This is a genomic window from Streptomyces sp. CS113, from assembly GCF_002188365.1.
GTDB lineage: Bacteria > Actinomycetota > Actinomycetes > Streptomycetales > Streptomycetaceae > Streptomyces > Streptomyces tendae.
Genome location: NZ_KZ195574.1, coordinates 5,307,895 through 5,324,367, shown reverse-complemented (window position 1 = coordinate 5,324,367; position 16,473 = coordinate 5,307,895). Strand labels below are relative to the sequence as shown.

General features: G+C 72.1%; 13 protein-coding genes and 1 other RNA gene. 2 read left to right on the top strand and 12 right to left on the bottom strand.

What is annotated here, in order from left to right:
- Positions 1–87: 87 nt before the first annotated feature.
- The 3 genes from B9W62_RS23735 to stgR form a co-directional block, all read right to left on the bottom strand.
- Positions 88–2,292, bottom strand: coding sequence for a bifunctional polysaccharide deacetylase/glycosyltransferase family 2 protein (locus B9W62_RS23735; RefSeq protein WP_087809057.1), 2,205 nt, complete (start codon positions 2,290–2,292; stop codon positions 88–90).
- Entirely contained in the window at positions 2,292–3,788 is a 1,497-nt protein-coding gene (locus B9W62_RS23730; protein ID WP_179235628.1) for a hypothetical protein, read from the bottom strand. Before B9W62_RS23730 ends, B9W62_RS23735 begins: the two co-directional genes overlap by 1 nt.
- A 301-nt stretch (positions 3,789–4,089) precedes the next feature.
- Positions 4,090–5,061: a LysR family transcriptional regulator StgR gene (gene stgR, locus B9W62_RS23725; protein WP_087809056.1), complete on the bottom strand. Its 972-nt coding sequence runs from the start codon at positions 5,059–5,061 to the stop codon at positions 4,090–4,092.
- Between the two features lie 83 nt (positions 5,062–5,144).
- On the opposite strand from stgR, the gene B9W62_RS23720 reads away from it, so the two are divergent.
- On the top strand, positions 5,145–6,440 hold the full coding sequence (locus B9W62_RS23720; RefSeq protein WP_107424212.1) for an MFS transporter: 1,296 nt from the start codon (positions 5,145–5,147) through the stop codon (positions 6,438–6,440).
- A 58-nt stretch (positions 6,441–6,498) separates the two neighbouring features.
- On the opposite strand, the gene ssrA is transcribed toward B9W62_RS23720, so the two are convergent.
- The 5 genes from ssrA to ftsE form a co-directional block, all read right to left on the bottom strand.
- Positions 6,499–6,897: a transfer-messenger RNA gene (ssrA, locus tag B9W62_RS23715) on the bottom strand.
- 105 nt (positions 6,898–7,002) lie between these two features.
- The gene (gene smpB / locus B9W62_RS23710) at positions 7,003–7,482 is read right to left on the bottom strand and encodes an SsrA-binding protein SmpB (RefSeq protein ID WP_052841735.1); all 480 of its coding nucleotides are present in this window, start codon (positions 7,480–7,482) and stop codon (positions 7,003–7,005) included.
- Positions 7,483–7,528: 46 nt separating this feature from the next.
- Positions 7,529–8,716, bottom strand: a complete 1,188-nt coding sequence (locus B9W62_RS23705; RefSeq protein WP_179235627.1) for a S41 family peptidase — start codon at positions 8,714–8,716, stop codon at positions 7,529–7,531.
- Between the two features lie 68 nt (positions 8,717–8,784).
- A complete protein-coding gene (gene ftsX / locus B9W62_RS23700) occupies positions 8,785–9,702 on the bottom strand; it encodes a permease-like cell division protein FtsX (RefSeq protein ID WP_052841736.1) in 918 nt (305 codons plus the stop codon).
- 43 nt (positions 9,703–9,745) lie between these two features.
- On the bottom strand, positions 9,746–10,435 hold the full coding sequence (gene ftsE, locus B9W62_RS23695) for a cell division ATP-binding protein FtsE (protein ID WP_003975843.1): 690 nt from the start codon (positions 10,433–10,435) through the stop codon (positions 9,746–9,748).
- 214 nt (positions 10,436–10,649) lie between these two features.
- Here ftsE and B9W62_RS23690 point away from each other — a divergent pair, with 214 nt between their 5' ends.
- Positions 10,650–10,850 (top strand): hypothetical protein, encoded by a 201-nt coding sequence (locus B9W62_RS23690; RefSeq protein WP_087809054.1) that lies wholly within the window; start codon positions 10,650–10,652, stop codon positions 10,848–10,850.
- 148 nt (positions 10,851–10,998) lie between these two features.
- On the opposite strand, the gene B9W62_RS23685 is transcribed toward B9W62_RS23690, so the two are convergent.
- The 4 genes from B9W62_RS23685 to B9W62_RS23670 all read right to left on the bottom strand — a co-directional run bounded on the left by B9W62_RS23685 (position 10,999) and on the right by B9W62_RS23670 (position 16,404).
- Positions 10,999–11,892 carry a hypothetical protein gene (locus tag B9W62_RS23685; protein ID WP_087809053.1) on the bottom strand — a complete coding sequence of 298 codons (894 nt, stop codon included), beginning with the start codon at positions 11,890–11,892 and terminating at the stop codon, positions 10,999–11,001.
- A 326-nt stretch (positions 11,893–12,218) separates the two neighbouring features.
- Complete coding sequence (gene prfB, locus B9W62_RS23680) at positions 12,219–13,325, bottom strand: peptide chain release factor 2 (RefSeq protein ID WP_003975840.1); 1,107 nt, start codon at positions 13,323–13,325, stop codon at positions 12,219–12,221.
- An 82-nt stretch (positions 13,326–13,407) separates the two neighbouring features.
- Complete coding sequence (locus tag B9W62_RS23675; protein ID WP_087809052.1) at positions 13,408–14,661, bottom strand: serine/threonine-protein kinase; 1,254 nt, start codon at positions 14,659–14,661, stop codon at positions 13,408–13,410.
- Positions 14,662–14,766: 105 nt separating this feature from the next.
- The gene (locus tag B9W62_RS23670; RefSeq protein ID WP_087809051.1) at positions 14,767–16,404 is read right to left on the bottom strand and encodes a serine/threonine-protein kinase; all 1,638 of its coding nucleotides are present in this window, start codon (positions 16,402–16,404) and stop codon (positions 14,767–14,769) included.
- Positions 16,405–16,473: the final 69 nt, after the last annotated feature.

Genomic DNA, 16,473 nt, shown 5'->3' with positions numbered 1-16,473 from the left:
ATGGATCGAGTAGGGACGTCTCGGGCAGGGACGGGTCGGGCAGGGCGGCCGCGGGGGCCGGCCGCGCCGGGTCGTACGGCGGGGTGGTCAACGCACCGGCCTCCCGTCCATGGCGCCGGACCGCCGCTGGGGCGGCACGCCGTCGGCGCCGGGCGGCGGCGCGGAGACCCCGCCGCTGCGCCGCAGCTTCTGCCAGCGCAGCCGGCCGCCGGTGAGCGCCGTGATCCAGGACTGGAGGAGCACCACGTACATGATCTGGCGGTACAGGATCTGCTGGAGGGGCAGCGAGATGAGCGGCGTCAGCTTCTCCCGGTCCAGCCGGAAGGCGTAGGCCGCGCACACCGCCTGGATGGCCAGGACGCCGAGCCACGCCACGATCGTCTTCTCGGTGGGTCCGAAGACGAGGCCGTAGATCAGGAAGACGTCGATCAGCGGGGCCAGCAGCGGGGCCAGCACCATGAACAGGGAGACGAAGGGCAGGCCCACGCGGCCGAAGCGGCCCGAGGGACCCTTCTCGATCACCGCGCGGCGGTGCTTCCAGATCGCCTGCATGGTGCCGTACGACCAGCGGTAGCGCTGGGACCACAACTGGCCGACGGACTCCGGGGCCTCGGTCCAGGCGCGGGCGTTCTCGGCGTAGACGACCCGCCAGCCGGCCCGGTGCAGCGCCATCGTGACGTCGGTGTCCTCGGCGAGCGTGTCGTCGCTCATGCCGCCGATGGGCTCCAGGGCGGAGCGGCGGAAGGCGCCGACCGCGCCCGGGATGGTCGGCATGCAGCCCAGGACGTCGTACATCCGGCGGTCCAGGTTGAAGCCCATCACGTACTCGATGTGCTGCCAGGCGCCGATGAGGCTGTCCTTGTTGCCGACCTTGGCGTTGCCCGCCACCGCGCCCACCTTGGGGTCGCCGAAGGGCTGGACGAGTTCGCGGACGGTGGAGGGTTCGAAGACGGTGTCGCCGTCCATCATCACGACGATGTCGTACCGGGCGTTGGCCAGGCCCCGGTTGAGCGCGGCCGGCTTGCCCGCGTTGAGCTGCCGGATCACCCGGACGCCGGGCAGGCCGAGCCCCTCCACGATGCGTGCGGTGCCGTCGCTGGAGCCGTCGTCGACGACGATGACCTCGACCGGGTGGTCGCTGGCCACCAGGGAACGGACCGTGTTCTCGATGCACTTGGCCTCGTTGTACGCCGGGACCAGCACCGTGACCGGTTCGGTGACCGCCGGACCCCAGCGGAAGCGTCTGCGGCGCACCCGGCGGGCGTGGACGCCGGACAGCAGCAGCATCAGGACGAAGCGTCCGATGACCAGGGTGCCGATGATCGCCAGGCCCACCACCAGGACGTCGGTGAGCTTCTCCGAGGCCTGGACGAGGAAGACCCAGGCCCGGCCCTTCCACAGGTCGGCGCCGGTCACCGGGGTCATGGCGCTGGGGGCGTCCAGGGCCTCGGTGAGGTTGGCGAACTCGTAGCCCTTCTTCTTCAGGTCGGGCAGGAACCGGTCCAGGGCCTGCACGGTCTGGTGGCGGTCGCCGCCGGAGTCGTGCATCAGGACGATGGCGCCCTTGCCGCCGTGCGGAGTGGCGCGGCGGATGATCTCGTCGACGCCGGGCTTCTTCCAGTCCTCGCTGTCCGTGTTGTTGACGACGGTGATGTAGCCGCGGCTGCCGATGTACTCGGTGACCGGCCAGGACTTGTTGTCCATGGCGTCGGCGAAGGAGGAGTACGGCGGCCGGAACAGCGAGGTGCGGACCCCGGCCGCGCCGGTGAGCGCCAGCTGGTTCTGCGACAGCTCCCAGTCGATGCGCTTCTTGGACTGGAAGGAGAGGTCGGGGTGGTTGAAGGTGTGCAGGCCCACCTCGTGGCCCTCGTCGACCATGCGCTGGACCAGGTCCGGGTAGCGGGAGGCCATGGTGCCGGTGACGAAGAAGACCGCGTGCGCGTCGTGCTTCTTCAGCACGTCCAGCACCCGCGGCGTCCAGGTCGGGTCCGGGCCGTCGTCGAAGGTGAGGACGAGGCGGTGGTCGGGCACGCTCAGGCTCTCGGTGCGGCCGCCGCGCACGTCGATGACCGGGCCGCCCTCGAGGATCTTCTGCGGCACCTTGTCGGTGGCGGCGGGCGGCTGGACGCGGTGGTCGGCGAGGATCTCGCTGTGCACGTATCCGCGGAGCATGAGCATCGCCACCAGGGCGACCAGGACGAGCAGCGGGAGCAGCAGGCGCAAGGGCACACGACGGCGGGAGCCCTCACGGGCGCTGCGTGCGGCCCCGTGACGGCGGGTGCGGGATGCCATCAGAGGGTGTTCTCCGGGGACAGGTGAGGGGACGTGGAGGTGTCGGCCGGGCCGGCGACCACGACGGGTGTGCCGTTCTGACCCGCGAGGGGGTCCGGGTCGCCCGCGCCGTTGGCGTTGGTGCCGTCCGCGCCCGGGTCGGTGCCGGTGGTGGAGCCGCCGGTGGGCTCGGTCGGGTCGACGCCGGTGTCGCCGCCGCCCGTCGGGGAGGACGGGTCCGTGGTGTCGGAGGGCGGAACCTGTGTCGACTGGGTCGGATTCGGACCGGTCGCGCCGCCACCGCCCGGGTTCTGGTCGGTCCCGGGCGCCGAGGACTGGGGGCCGACGCTCGTGCCGGGCTGCCCCGTGGCGCCGCCCGTCACGCCGGACGTGCCGGACGCGGGTGCGTCGACGCCCGGTTCGGTCGTCGCGCCGACACCGGCCGAGGGGGTGGCCTGCGGGGCGGCGGGGCCGGTGTCCGAGGGCTGCGCGGACTGCGAGGGCGCCGGGGTGGTGTCGACCTGACCGGCCGGTGCGCCCTCCTCCTGACCGGGTGCGGGCATCCACGGCGCGTCGGAGTTGCCGGAGAGCAGCGTGGAGACGATGACGACGGCGTAGACCGCGCAGGCGACGGCGACCAGGATGCCGAGGCGGCGGTACAGGCGGCTGCGGCGGCCGGACGCGTCGACGAAGACGGGCCCGTCGGAGGGCTCCGGGCCGCTCTTGCGGTGCCCGCCGTCGGCCCGCAGCAGCACGCCGTCACCGAGGTGGACGGCATCGAGCTGCACGGTGACCTCGTGCGGGTCGTGCGTGTGCCCGGCGGCGGCTCCGGCGTCGCCGTCCGTGTCCGGCGTCTCCTGCCAGGGATCGCGGAGCGCGGCGGTGGCGGGCCCGGACGGGAGCACGGGCGCGGGACCGGAACCGGCACCGGCACCGGCACCGGCACCGGACGCGGGGAAGGCGCGGGTGGCCCCCATCGGGGCACCGGCACCGGTCGGCGGGAGAACGGCGGTCCGGTCGAAGTCAGGGACGACACCACCGCCGGGGCCGGTCGGCGGGAGAACAGCCGTCCGGTCGAAGTCGGGGACGACACCGCCGCCGGGGCCCGTCGGCGGAAGAACAGCCGTCCGGTCGAAGTCGGGGACGACACCACTGCCGGGGCCCGTCGGCGGAAGAACAGCCGTCCGGTCGAAGTCAGGGACGACACCACCGCCGGGGCCGGTACCGATGCCGGGGCCCGAGGCGCCGGGGTGGCCGTTTTCGGGCATGCGGGGGGTCTGGGGAGGTGTGCCGGAGGGGTTGGGCCTCGCGGCGGGGTTGCCGGGGTTCGCCCCGGCCGACGCGTGGGTCGTGCCCCAGGTTATGCGCCCCCGGACCAGCGGGTTCGGGCCCTGCTGGCGGGGGGCGCCGCCGCCTATTCGGGAGTCCGGGGCCTCCGTCCGGCCGGCGTCGGAGCTCTCGCGGCCGCGCGGGGCCGCACCGGAGTCGCCGAACCACCCCGAACCCGGCGCGCTCATCGGGGGCTCCCCGGCCGACGGGAGGGAGCGGGTGGGGGACAGCACCGCGGTGGCATCAGCATCTCGTCCGGCCTCCGAGTTTTCACGAACCCCGGACTCGACCTCGGGCCACTCCGGTTGGGCGTCTTTTTGCCAATTCTTCACGCGCGCGCACTTCCCCCCACGGAACACTTCCGGGTGCGCATACGACTCCGAGCACTCGTCGGCCGAACCGGCCCCCACCAGGTTCGAGCGCCCCCTGTATCACACCGTGCTCAGGCAAAGAATGTAGCGCACGCGGAGGATGTGTGGTTGCCGCGTGTCACTTGTGGACGGACATCACAGCGGCGTCGGCGGCCGGAATCCACCCCCCGCCGAGACCCTCCAGCCAACCCTTTTCGGTCGCGACCTGCGACGCCGCCCGGCGCAGCGCGTCGAGCGCGGGATGCACCAGTCCCTTTCGCCAGACGAGCGAGACCGGCGACAGCGGCACGGGGTCGACGAGAGGGCGCACCACGGTCGAAGCCATGGCCGGAAAACTCTCCACGGCCAGGATCGGATTGCGCGTCTTGTCCATGATGCGCTGGAACTCCTCCTCGCCGACCGCCAGCGGCGCCGGGGACGCCACGTCGATGCCGCGGCCCTCGAACAGACGGTGCGCGAGCTCGGTCCACTCCGGCGTACGCGGGTTGCCGGCCCCGGCGTACACGGCCTCTCCGGCGAGCGCGGAGAGCGGCACCTCGGGCAGCCGGGCCAGCGGATGGTCCTCGGGCAGGACGACCGCCATCGGCTCCAGGCGCACCGGCTGGTGGGCGAGCCCGGCCCGCAGGGCGGCGGGCAGTCCCGCGAACCGGCCGAAGGAGGCGTCGAGGCGGCCCGCGACCAGTTCACCGGCGGCGTACGTCAGTCCGCTCTCGTAACGCGCCATCAGCTCCTGCTCCGGCGCGAGCGCACGGGCCCGTTCCAGGACCAGGCGGCCGGTGACCAGGCCCGGGGAGTTCAGGTCGACCAGCAGCGGGCGCGCCTGCCCGAAGGCGGCCAGCAGGTCGTCCTGCGCCTGGAGGACCCGGCGGGCGTACGGCAGCAGCCGCTCGCCGTCGGCCGTCGGCGTCACCTGCCGGGTGGTCCGGACGAACAGCTCGGCACCCAACTCCCTTTCCAGGCGCCGCACATCCCTGCTGAGGGCCTGCTGGGCGACGTAGAGCCGGGCGGCGGCCCGGGTGAAGTGCAGCTCCTCGGCGACGGCGACGAAGGCGCGCAGGAGACGGGGATCGAGGTGGGCGGGTCCGGGCATCCGGCGAATTTACAACGCCGATGCGTGAATGGCCACGGAGAAGGTGTTGGACCTCCTGATCACCCCCGGGCGACGGTGGACGCATGCCGCAACCGACTCCAGCGCGCCCGTCCCGTCCCCCGCACCCCGCTCCCTTCCTGGCCGTCACCGCCGACACCCTGGTCGCGGCCGACTTCCGCCCCCGCACCGGCCGCCGGCCGCCCGGCCCGTACCAGCGCCTCCTGGCCACTCCGGGCGCACGCGCCTTCACGACCGGGAATCTCATCGCCCGGCTGCCCATGGGCATGTTCAGCGTCAGCGCCGTCGTGATGATCGCCGGCACCCGTGGTTCGTACGCCCTGGCCGGCGCCGTCACCGCGACCGGGCTGGCGGCGACGGCGCTGGTCGCCCCGTGGACCGCGCGGCTCGTGGACCGGTACGGCCAGGCCAGGGTCGCCGTACCCGCCACGCTGTTCGCCGCGCTGGGCTCGGTCGCGCTGCTGCTGTGCGTGCGGCACGGGGCGCCCGCCTGGACGCTGTTCGCCGCCTACGCCGCGACCGCGACCACGCCCAACACCGGCGGCATGGCCCGGGCCCGCTGGGCCCACCTGCTCAAGGGAGACGCCGACGCGCTGCACACCGCGAACTCCTTCGAACAGGCCACGGACGAACTGTGCTTCATGCTCGGGCCGGTCCTCGCGGCGTTCCTGTGCACGGCGCTGTTCCCGGAGGCGGGCACGCTGGTGGGCGTGGTGCTGCTGGTGACCGGCATGCTGCTGTTCACCGCCCGGCGTTCGACCGAGCCCCCGGCCCTCCCGCGCCCGACGGCGAAGGCACCCCTCCGGGCTCCGGGCATCCCGCCGCTGCTGGTGGTGTGCCTGGCGATGGGCGGTGTGTTCGGCGCCATGGAGGTCGTCACCATCGCCTTCGCGGACGCACAGGGACACCGCGCGGCGGCCGGCGTGGTCCTCGCCCTCCAGGCGGCCGGTTCCTGCGCGGCGGGTCTGCTCTACGGCGTGATCAAGCCCGCCGGACCGGCCGAGCACCGCCTGCCGTGGTGCGTGGCCGCGATGACCGCCCTGCTGACGCTGCCGCTCCTGGCGGCCTCGCTCAGCGGCTCCCTGCCGCTGCTGGCGCTGACGCTGCTGGTCGGCGGGATGGCGACGGCGCCGACGATGGTGACCACGATGACGCTGGTCCAGCACCGCACCCCGGAGGGCCGCCTGAACGAGGGCATGACCCTCGCGGTGACCGGCCTGCTCGGCGGCATCGCCTGCGGCAGCGCGGCGGGCGGCTGGACGGTGGAGCACGTCTCCCCCACCGCGGCCTACGGCGTACCGGTCACCGCGGCGGCAGCGGCCCTCCTCCTGACCCTGCTGCCGGCCCGGAGATCGCTGTGAACGCAGGAACCCCCCGGGTCCCCGGCACGTGGCCGGTGACCCAGGGGGTTCCCTGGGAATGTGGAGATGGCGGGAATCGAACCCGCGTCCAACGGTGCGGAATCAGGGCTTCTCCGTGTGCAGTCCGCTTCGATTTTCTCAGCCCCGGAGATCACGCGGACAAGTCTCCGACGGGCTCAGTCACTGTTTGGTTTCCCTCTTCACCCCGTGACCGGGATCAAGGTTTAGTCCCCTAGCTGATGCCAGGATCCGGGTCGGGAACAGCCCCGGGCTGACACTCCCTTAGTAGGAGGCTCGCTTCGCTACCTGAGATCAGGCAGCGAGGGCGAAGGCCTGCTGGGAGGAATCGCGCTTGGTGTTGGCGATTATTTTTTCGGCCTGTGGTTTACGAGATCATGGCCGCTTCCTCGACACGCTTCCCCTGCTTCGACAGCCGCTGTCGAAACCGATCATCCCCATGTTGATTTTTCAAGTCCTCCGAAGAGGGGCGCGCACCCTCTGTGGGGTGCAGGCACCATCGTACGTGACCAACGCGTACAGGTGCCAGCCTATTCCGGCGGGCTCAGGCCCGCTGCTTGCGCCGGATCGCAGAGATCGTCCGCTCCGCCTCGCGGCGGTCCTGCTTCTCGCGGAGGGTCTGCCGCTTGTCGTACTCCTTCTTGCCGCGCGCCAGCGCGATCTCGACCTTGGCCCGCCCGTCCTTGAAGTAGAGCGCCAGGGGCACGATCGTGTGACCGGTCTCCTGCGACTTCGACTCCAGCTTGTCGATCTCCACCCGGTGCAGCAGCAGCTTCCGCTTGCGGCGCGCACTGTGGTTGGTCCAGGTGCCCTGGCTGTACTCCGGCACGTGCACGTTGTGCAGCCACGCCTCGTGACCGTCCAGCTGCACGAAGCCGTCGGCCAGCGAGGCCCGTCCCTGGCGCAGCGACTTCACCTCGGTACCGGACAGCACGAGGCCGGCCTCGTAGGTGTCGAGGATCTGGTAGTCGTGCCGCGCCTTCTTGTTCTGCGCGATCAGCTTGCGCCCTTTTTCCTTAGCCATAGTGCGGTCCATTTTGGCACTACGCAGGGGCCTGGCGGAAAGCGGATTACGCGGTCGGCCCGAGCCCGCTCAATACCGTCCGGGCCCGCGCGAGGGCGGCCGGGTCCGTCGGGTCCACCTCCAGGTCGGGCGTGATGCCGGTGCCGTCGACGCCGCGTCCGGAGGGGGTGCGGTAGTGCCCGACGGTCAGCTCGGCCACCGAGCCGCCGGGCAGCCGGCTCGGCATCTGCACCGAGCCCTTGCCGAAGGTGCGGGAGCCCAGGACGACCGCCCGGCCGCGGTCCTGGAGGGCCCCGGTGAGCAGCTCGGCCGCGCTCATCGTGCCGCCGTCGACGAGCGCGACCAGGGGTCTGGTGGTGTCGGCGCCGGGTTCGGCGTGCAGGGCCCGCTGGTCGCCGTCGACGTCGTAGGTGGCGACCAGGCCGCCGTCGAGGAAGGCGGCGGCGGCGGTGACGGCCTCGGTGACCAGGCCGCCGGAGTTGCCGCGCAGGTCGAGGACGACCCCGGCGCCGGACGGCACCCGCGCCACGGCCTCGCGCACCTGCTCGCCGACGCCCTTGGTGAAGGAGGCGACCTTGACGACGGTGAGGCCGTCGGCGAGCGTGCGGACGGTCACGGGGTCCGTGGAGAGCCGGGCGCGGCGTACGGTCTCGGTCCACGCGCGCGTGCCGCGCTCCAGGCCCAGCCGGACGGCGGTGCCGGCGGGCTCCGGTTCGGCGTCGCCGCGGAGTATGGCGACGACCTCGGTGACGGGCCGCCCGTCGACCCGCTCGCCGTCGACGCTGCGCAGGCGGTCGCCCTCGCGGATCCCGGCGTCGGCGGCGGGCGAGCCGGAGCGCACCTTGGTCACCTGGATACGGCCGTCCCGTTCGCGGCGCGCGGAGAGCCCGACGCCGGTGTACCGGCCGTCGAGGGCGTTCTCCAACTCCTCGTACTCGCCCTGGGAGTAGACGGCGCCCCAGCGGTCGCCGCTGCGGGAGACCGCGCGTTCGGCGGCCTCCACGGGGGACTTGCCGTCGGCCATGGCCTCGGCCGCCGCGCGGGCGACGTCGTCGTGCGGGGCCTGCCGGCCGGCCGGGGTGGCCGAACGGGCGGTGCCGGGCTCGGACTTCCGGTCCGTCCCGGGCAGCGAGCCCGAGGCCGCGCCCGCGACGAGCACGCTGGCGAACACCAAGGTCAGGGCGGCCCCGTGGCGTACGCGGCGGGGCTGACAGAACGGGTCACGGCCTGACATGCCGGTGAGTCTAGGACAACGCGTAAGGGCCGCACGGTCCCTTGACCGCGCGGCCCCCTTGGTATGTGTCACACCTTCAGGTACTTGCGCAACGCGAAGAACGCGGCCAACGCGGGCATCAGCAGGCTCGTGGCCAGGATGAGCGGCAGCTTCGTCAGGACGGCGTCCCAGCCGATGAAGTTGATCAGATTCAGCTTCTCGGACAGGGCGAGTCCGTGGTCGATGATGAAGTACCTGGCGATCACCAGGAAGCCGCAGGCGACACCACCGCCGATCAGACCGGCGACCGCCGCCTCCATGATGAACGGCGCCTGGATGTAGAAGCCCGAGGCGCCGACCAGGCGCATGATGCCGGTCTCGCGGCGCCGGCTGAACGCCGAGACGCGCACGGTGTTGACGATCAGCATCAGGGCGACCACGAGCATCAGGGCCATCACCGCGCGGGCGGCCCAGTTCATGCCGTTGAGCAGGCCGAAGAGGTTGTCCAGGATGCCCTTCTGGTCCTGCACGGACTGCACGCCGTCCCGGCCGTCGAAGGCGGTCGCGATGACCTGGTACTTCTCCGGGTCCTTCAGCTTGATCCGGTACGACTCCTGCATCTGGTCCGGCGTGAGGGAGCTGGCCAGCGGCGAGTCGCCGAACTGCTCCTTGTAGTGCTTGTACGCCTCGTCCTGCGACTCGTAGGTCACCTTCTCGACGACGGCCATCTCGTCGAGGTCGGACATGATCTGCTTCTTCTGGTCCTCGGTCACCGCGCCCTTGGCGCAGTTGGGGTCGGACTCGGCGTCGCTCTTGTTGCAGAGGAAGACCGAGACGTTGACCTTGTCGTACCAGTAGCCCTTCATGTTGTTGACCTGGTCGCTCATCAGCAGCGAACCGCCGAACAGGGCCAGGGACAGGGCGACCGAGACGATGACCGCGAAGGTCATCGTCAGATTGCGGCGAAGACCGACTCCGATCTCCGAGACTACGAACTGGGCGCGCATGGCGTCTCGTTAAGCCTTTCCGTTCCTCGTCGTCCGTGGCTCGTCAGTGCTGGTAGCCGTAGACACCGCGTGCCTGGTCACGGACGAGGCGGCCCTTCTCCAGCTCGATGACGCGCTTGCGCATCTGGTCCACGATGTTCTGGTCGTGCGTGGCCATCACCACGGTGGTGCCCGTCCGGTTGATCCGGTCGAGCAGCTTCATGATGCCGACCGAGGTCTGCGGGTCGAGGTTGCCCGTGGGCTCGTCGGCGATCAGCAGCTTGGGCCGGTTGACGAAGGCCCGCGCGATGGCGACGCGCTGCTGCTCACCGCCGGACAGCTCGCCGGGCCTGCGGTCCTCCTTGCCGCCGAGTCCGACGAGGTCGAGGACCTGCGGCACGGACTTGCGGATCTCGCCGCGGGACTTGCCGATGACCTCCTGGGCGAAGGCGACGTTCTCGCCGACCGTCTTGTTCGGCAGCAGGCGGAAGTCCTGGAACACCGTCCCCAGCTGGCGCCGCATCTGCGGCACCTTCCAGTTGGACAGGCGGGCGAGGTCCTTCCCGAGGACGTGCACCTGTCCGTGGCTGCACCGCTCCTCGCGGAGGATCAGCCGCAGGAAGGTGGACTTTCCGGAGCCGGAGGACCCCACGAGGAAGACGAACTCGCCCTTCTCGACCTCCAGGGAGACGTCCCTGAGGGCTGGGTGGCTCTGTTTGGGGTAGACCTTGGAGACGTTGTCGAATCGGATCACGGATGCACCACGGGTCGCCGGGGGTAGATGTGCGTGACCATACGCGAACCGGGGAGCCGACCGCAGTCACCGGTCGGGGTTGCGCATCACTTGCGTGTTTTGTCCCCGCAGGAGGGCGCGCGGGGCCCCACGGAACCTGGCACAGTGGAAGGGGAACGTTCGTGTCCTTGCGGGCGTTCTTCCGAACAGAGCCGGTGGCAAGGAGGGCGAGCGCATGACGTACGACCGGTTGGTGTGCGCGAACTGCGCGGCGCCCGTGAGTGAGGGCAGGTGCCCGGTGTGCCGGGCCAACCGCGAGCGGCTTCAGCAGGAGCAGGGGGGCAACTTCCTCGCGGGGCTGAACCCGACGACGCTGATCGCGCTGCTGGCGGTGCTGATCGCGGCGGTGGCCCTGCTGGCCCACCAGACCGCCTGACGGCCCTGGAGGGGCCCTGGGGGCCGCCAGGACACGGACGGGCACGTACGAGGGCACGGAGAGTGGCGGAAGACGTGGGAGGGGCCCGGAGCGAAGTCGCTCCGGGCCCCTCCTTCCGCGTGCGCGGTACGTGCGCGGACGGCTACCGTCAGGCAGCTGCGCCGCGGCCGTTCATCAGGCGCGGCAGGAAGCGGAAGCCGATGCCTCCGGCGATCATCGTCGCGGCGCCGACCAGCAGGAACGTGGTCTCCGCGGCGCCGGTCTCGGCGAGCTCCTCACCGTTGCCCTGGGCGGCGGTGTCGGAGGCCGGGGCCTCCTCGCCGGTGTCGGTCAGCGCGGAGGAACCCTCCTCCTGAGCGACGTTGTCGTTGCCGCCGCCGTCGGGGGTGGTGTTGTCGCCGCCGCCGGTGCCACCGGAGTTACCGCCGCCACCGTTGTTGCCGGAACCGCCACCGTTGCCGGAACCGCCGTTGTTGCCGGAACCGCCGTTGTCACCGTTGCCGCCGTTGTCACCGGCGCCGCCGTTGTCCCCGGTGCCGCCGTTGTCGCCGTTGCCACCGTTGTCGCCGTTGCCACCGTTGTCGCCGTTGCCACCGTTGTCGCCGGTGCCGCCGTTGTCGCCGCCCTCGGACGTGCCGGTGGAGGTGCCCTCGGAGGTGCCCTCAGAAGTACCCACCGAGGTGCCCTCGGAGGTGCCCTCAGAAGTGCCCTCGGACGTGCCCACCGACGTCCCCTCGGAGGTGCCCTCGGACGTCCCTTCCGAGGTGCCCTCAGAAGTGCCCTCGGACGTGCCCTCCGAGGTGCCCTCGGACGTGCCCTGCGAGGTGCCCTCGGTCACGCCGACGATGGAGCCCTCGGTCGTGCCGCCGTCCTCCTCGCCGCCCTGAACGCTGACGCCGAGGCCGACACCGTCGCTGCCCGCGCCGGCGCTCACGCCGATGTCGAGCGCCGAGGCGGCACCCGCGGCGGTCAGGGAGGCACCGGCCGCGATCACGGCGCCGGCCGCTATGCGCGCGACACGGATGCGCGTCTTCTTCGTCATGTAGTTGCTACCCCCAGTAGCCGTTTTAGTCGTTGAGGCCGCACTCGGGGGCCGTGATCGACGGGGGTGGCTGCATGTGTGCTCGAGCCCCCCGGTTCACATGCGCCCCAGAAATACGCATGCCGCGCCTCACCATTCCGAATGTTCAAAGCAACGTCAAGGCCATTGCGTACGCGATGTCCGGGTACGGGACGTATGCCGGACACAATGGGTGTGACTGTGATGCAAAACCCAGACATCACCGGCGAACAGGGGGCAGACAAAAGGCAACCGCCGCCGGAACGGCGGCAGTTGCCTTGTCGACAAAGCGGTGACTCCGCTTCGCGTTACTTCTCCCGCTGCTTGCGCCAGCGAATGCCGGCCTCCAGGAAACCGTCGATCTCGCCGTTGAACACGGCCTCGGGGTTGCCCACTTCGTGCTCCGTGCGCAGGTCCTTGACCATCTGGTACGGGTGCAGCACGTACGAACGCATCTGGTTGCCCCAGGAGTTGCCCCCGTCGCCCTTGAGGGCGTCCATCTTGGCCTGCTCCTCCTGGCGGCGCCGCTCCAGGAGCTTGGCCTGGAGGACGTTCATGGCGGTGGCCTTGTTCTGGATCTGGGAGCGCTCGTTCTGGCAGGAGACGACGATGCCGGTGGGGATGTGGGTGAGGCGCACCGCCGAGTCGGTGGTGTTGACGCCCTGGCCGCCGGGGCCGGAGGACCGGTACACGTCCACCCGCAGCTCGGACTCGTCGATCTCGATGTGGTCGGTCTGCTCGACCACGGGGAGGATCTCGACGCCCGCGAAGGAGGTCTGGCGGCGCCCCTGGTTGTCGAAGGGCGAGATCCGCACCAGCCGGTGCGTGCCCTGCTCGACGGAGAGGGTGCCGTAGGCGTAGGGCGACTGCACGGCGAAGGTGGTCGACTTGATGCCGGCCTCCTCCGCGTACGACGTCTCGTAGACCTCGGTCTTGTAGCCGTGCTGCTCGGCCCAGCGCAGGTACATGCGCTGGAGCTTCTCGGCGAAGTCGGCGGCGTCCACGCCACCCGCCTCGGCGCGGATGTTGACGAGCGCCTCGCGCGCGTCGTACTCGCCGGAGAGCAGGGTGCGGACCTCCATCTCGTCCAGCGCCTTGCGGACGGCCGCGAGCTCGGACTCGGCCTCGGCACGGGTGTCCGGGTCGTCCTCCTCCTCGGCCATCTCGAAGAGCACGCCGAGATCGTCGATCCGGCCGCGCAGGGCCTCGGCCTTGCGCACCTCGGCCTGGAGGTGCGAGAGCTTGCTGGTGATCTTCTGCGCCGCCTCCGGGTCGTCCCACAGGGAGGGAGCGGCCGCCTGCTCCTCGAGCACGGCGATGTCTGCCCTCAGCCTGTCGAGGTCCAGGACGGCCTCGATCGACTCCATGGTCGAGGAGAGGGACTTCAGCTCTTCGGATACATCGACGACTGCCACGCATCCAGCGTAACGGCTCCGTCCACCGGTCCACGCCGGACGGGTGCGGGTGCGGGCGCGGGCGCCCGCGGGGGCCCGCGCCTCAGGGAGCGGCCGGGGCCGAGTTCCGCGTGTCCTGGGGGCCGCCGCCGTCCTCGTCGCCGCCCGTGGCCAGCCACGTGCCGACGCCGATCGCCGCCACCAGGGCGAGGGCGCCCGCGCCCACCGCGATCCTGCGCCGCCGCGCGGTGGCGCGGTTGCGGGCCGAGCCGGGGCGCGGGGCGCCCGCGGCGCGCGGGGCGCGGGCGGTGCCGCGGGCGCCGCCGGCCAGCTCGTCCGGGGCGGGCACCCGCATCGACGTGTGGGTGTCGCGGTTGGAGTCGGCCGGCTTGGCCCCCGGCACCAGCGGCACCGCTCCCCGGCGCCGTACGGGCTGCCCGGCCGACGCCGGGGCCGCCGGGGAGGCCGGGGACTCGTCGGGGTCGTCCTCCTGCTGCTCGGCGTCGGGCTCGTCCACGTCCAGCGGGGCCATTCCGGCGAGCATCGGCAGCAGCTCGCGCAGCCGGGCGCTCAGCTCGGAGGCGCGCAGCCGGGAGGCCGGGGCCTTGGCGAGGCACTGGACGAGGAGCTGCCACAGCTCGTCGGGGATGCCGGGGAGCGGGACGACGGTCTCGGTCACGTGGCGGCGCAGCACCGCGCCGGGGTGGCCGCCGCCGAACGGCGTGAAGCCGGCGAGCAGCTCGTAGAGCACGGTGGCCAGGGCGTAGATGTCGACCGCCGCGCGCGGCGGCAGGCCCTCGACGATCTCCGGGGCCAGGTAGTCGGGCGTGCCGATGATCTTCGTGGCGCGGGTGCGCCGCGGGGTGTCGATGAGCTTGGCCACCCCGAAGTCCGTCAGCAGCGCCGGGTGCGAGCCGCCGGGGCCGAGCGGGCCCTGCATGTCGAGCAGTACGTTCTCGGGCTTGACGTCGCGGTGCACGACTCCGGAGGCGTGTGCGGCGGCCAGTCCGTCGGCCACGTCGGCCACGACGGCGACCGCGGCCTCGGGCGCCAGGCGCCGCTCCCGGTCGAGGCGGGTGCGCAGGTCGGTGCCGCGGACCAGGTCCATGACCAGCGCGAGGTCGTTGCCGTCGACGACCAGGTCGCGCACGGAGACGATGTGCGGGTGCTCCAGGCCGAGCAGGGCGGTGCGCTCCTGGACGAAGCGCGAGACGAGTTCCTGGTCGGACGCCAGGTCCTCGCGCAGCAGCTTGATCGCGACGGGTCCGTCGGGACCCTCGCCCAGCCACACCGTGCCGGCGCTGCCCCGTCCGAGGATCTGGTGGGCGGTGTACCGGCTGCCGATCTTCCGTGCCAAGACTGCTCCTACCGACGCGTGTTGCGCCTAAAAGTACGCGTCCGAGGAGCCGGCCTTCACCGCGGAGGCGGAAATCACCCTCCGGATGTCGACAAGTCTCCAGACTCAGCCTCCGCCGGAGCCGCCCAGGTCCCCGATCCAGTCGGTGACGGTGGTGAACCAGTCGGTGAGCTGGTCCCAGTAGCCCTTGCCGGTGCCGATCCAGTCCTGCAACGGGCTCAGCTCCCACACGAGCCAGCCGGCCACGAACAGGACGACGATCGTGACCAGGCACCCCTTGAGGCAGCCCAGGCCCGGGATGCGCATGGGGTTGGCGCTGCGCTGCCGCGGCGGCCTGGGCTCGCGCCGGGGCGGCTGCGGCTCGGGCGCGGGCGGCGGGGCGTACCGCTGCGGCTGCTGGGGCTGGGGGGTGGCGTACCGCTGCGGCTGCTGCTGCTGCTGCTGCGGATAGCCGTAGCCGGGCTGCTGGGGCGGCGGGCCCTGCGGGGCCTGGCGGGGCTGCTGCGGCGGGCGGGAGACCTGCCGCTGGGGGCGGCGGCGCAGCGGGTCCTGGTTCGGGTCGAGGTACTGGACCTGCGTCTGCTCGTTGCGGTCGCGGGCGGCGCGCAGCTGGTTCTGCCAGGGGTGCGGGTCCTCGGGACCGCCCTGTCCCGGGGCGCCCGGCTGTCCCGGGGGCACCGGCGGCATGACGGCGGTCGGGTCGGGGGCGCCGGTGTTCGGCAGGACGGCGGTGGGGTCGGCGGCGCCCGCCGGGCCCCCGGTGTGCGGCAGCACACTGGTCGCGCCGTTCGGGTCGTAGGCCGCGTCGGGAGTGCCGGGGACCTGGGCGGGAGCCGGGTCGGGGGCCAGGAGCGCGCCCACGTTCTCCGCGGCGCCGATCTGCGCGCTGTTCGCGTGCACGCCGATGCCCTCGGCGACGACGCGCAGGCCGCGGGCGAGGTTCTCGGCGCTGGGGCGGTCGTCGGGGTTCTTGCGCAGGCAGCGCTCGATGACCGTCCACAGCGGGTCGGGCACGGTGGAGGGGCGGCGCGGTTCGGCGCTCAGGTGCTGGTGCAGCACCTCGAGGGCGGAGCCCCCGCCGAACGGGGGGCGGCCGGTGACCAGCTCGTACAGCAGGATGCCGGCGCCGTACACGTCGACGGCGGAGGTCTGCGGGCGGCCCTCGGCGGACTCCGGCGCGATGTACGCGGGCGTGCCGACGAACTCGTGGGTGCGGGTGAGGCCGGGCGAGTCGGCGAGGCGGGCGATGCCGAAGTCGGTGAGCATCGGGTGCATCTCGCCGCCGGTCTGCTTCAGCAGGACGTTGGCCGGCTTCAGGTCGCGGTGGACGACGCCGTCGGCGTGGCTGGCGGCGAGCGCGTCGGCGATCTGCGCGGTGAGCAGAGCCGCGGCAACCGGGGTGAGCGGCCCGTTTTCGCGCAGATAGCGGTGCAGGTCGGGGCCGTCGATGAGGTCCATGACGAGGGCCAGCAGCTCGCCCTCGACGACCAGGTCGCGGACCCGGACGATGTTGGGGTGGGTGAGCCGGAGCAGGACGGAGCGCTCGCGCAGGAAGCGCATCACGATGTCGGCGTCGCTCGCGAGCTCTTCCTTGAGGACCTTGATCGCGACGGTCTCGCCGGGCTGTCCGGCCACGGCCGCCTCGGCGCCCGCGGTCTCGCGCTGGCGCGCACGCCAGACGGTGCCCGTGGCACCGCGGCCGAGGGGCTCCTCGAGGAGGTACTTGCTGCCTACCGGCCGCACGTCATGCGCTCCTAGTTGCTTGCTGGCTGTTCGGACCCACTGTTACAGACCCAGTCGCTGTCCCAGACC

Excerpts from the sequence above, each read along its gene's own strand:
- B9W62_RS23735 (WP_087809057.1), bottom strand. The coding sequence starts at position 2,292 with ATGGCATCCCGCACCCGCCGTCACGGGGCCGCACGCAGCGCCCGTGAG.
- B9W62_RS23730 (WP_179235628.1), bottom strand. The coding sequence starts at position 3,788 with ATGAGCGCGCCGGGTTCGGGGTGGTTCGGCGACTCCGGTGCGGCCCCG.
- stgR (WP_087809056.1), bottom strand. The coding sequence starts at position 5,061 with ATGCCCGGACCCGCCCACCTCGATCCCCGTCTCCTGCGCGCCTTCGTC.
- B9W62_RS23720 (WP_107424212.1), top strand. The coding sequence starts at position 5,145 with ATGCCGCAACCGACTCCAGCGCGCCCGTCCCGTCCCCCGCACCCCGCT.
- smpB (WP_052841735.1), bottom strand. The coding sequence starts at position 7,482 with ATGGCTAAGGAAAAAGGGCGCAAGCTGATCGCGCAGAACAAGAAGGCG.
- B9W62_RS23705 (WP_179235627.1), bottom strand. The coding sequence starts at position 8,716 with ATGTCAGGCCGTGACCCGTTCTGTCAGCCCCGCCGCGTACGCCACGGG.
- ftsX (WP_052841736.1), bottom strand. The coding sequence starts at position 9,702 with ATGCGCGCCCAGTTCGTAGTCTCGGAGATCGGAGTCGGTCTTCGCCGC.
- B9W62_RS23690 (WP_087809054.1), top strand. The coding sequence starts at position 10,650 with ATGACGTACGACCGGTTGGTGTGCGCGAACTGCGCGGCGCCCGTGAGT.
- B9W62_RS23685 (WP_087809053.1), bottom strand. The coding sequence starts at position 11,892 with ATGACGAAGAAGACGCGCATCCGTGTCGCGCGCATAGCGGCCGGCGCC.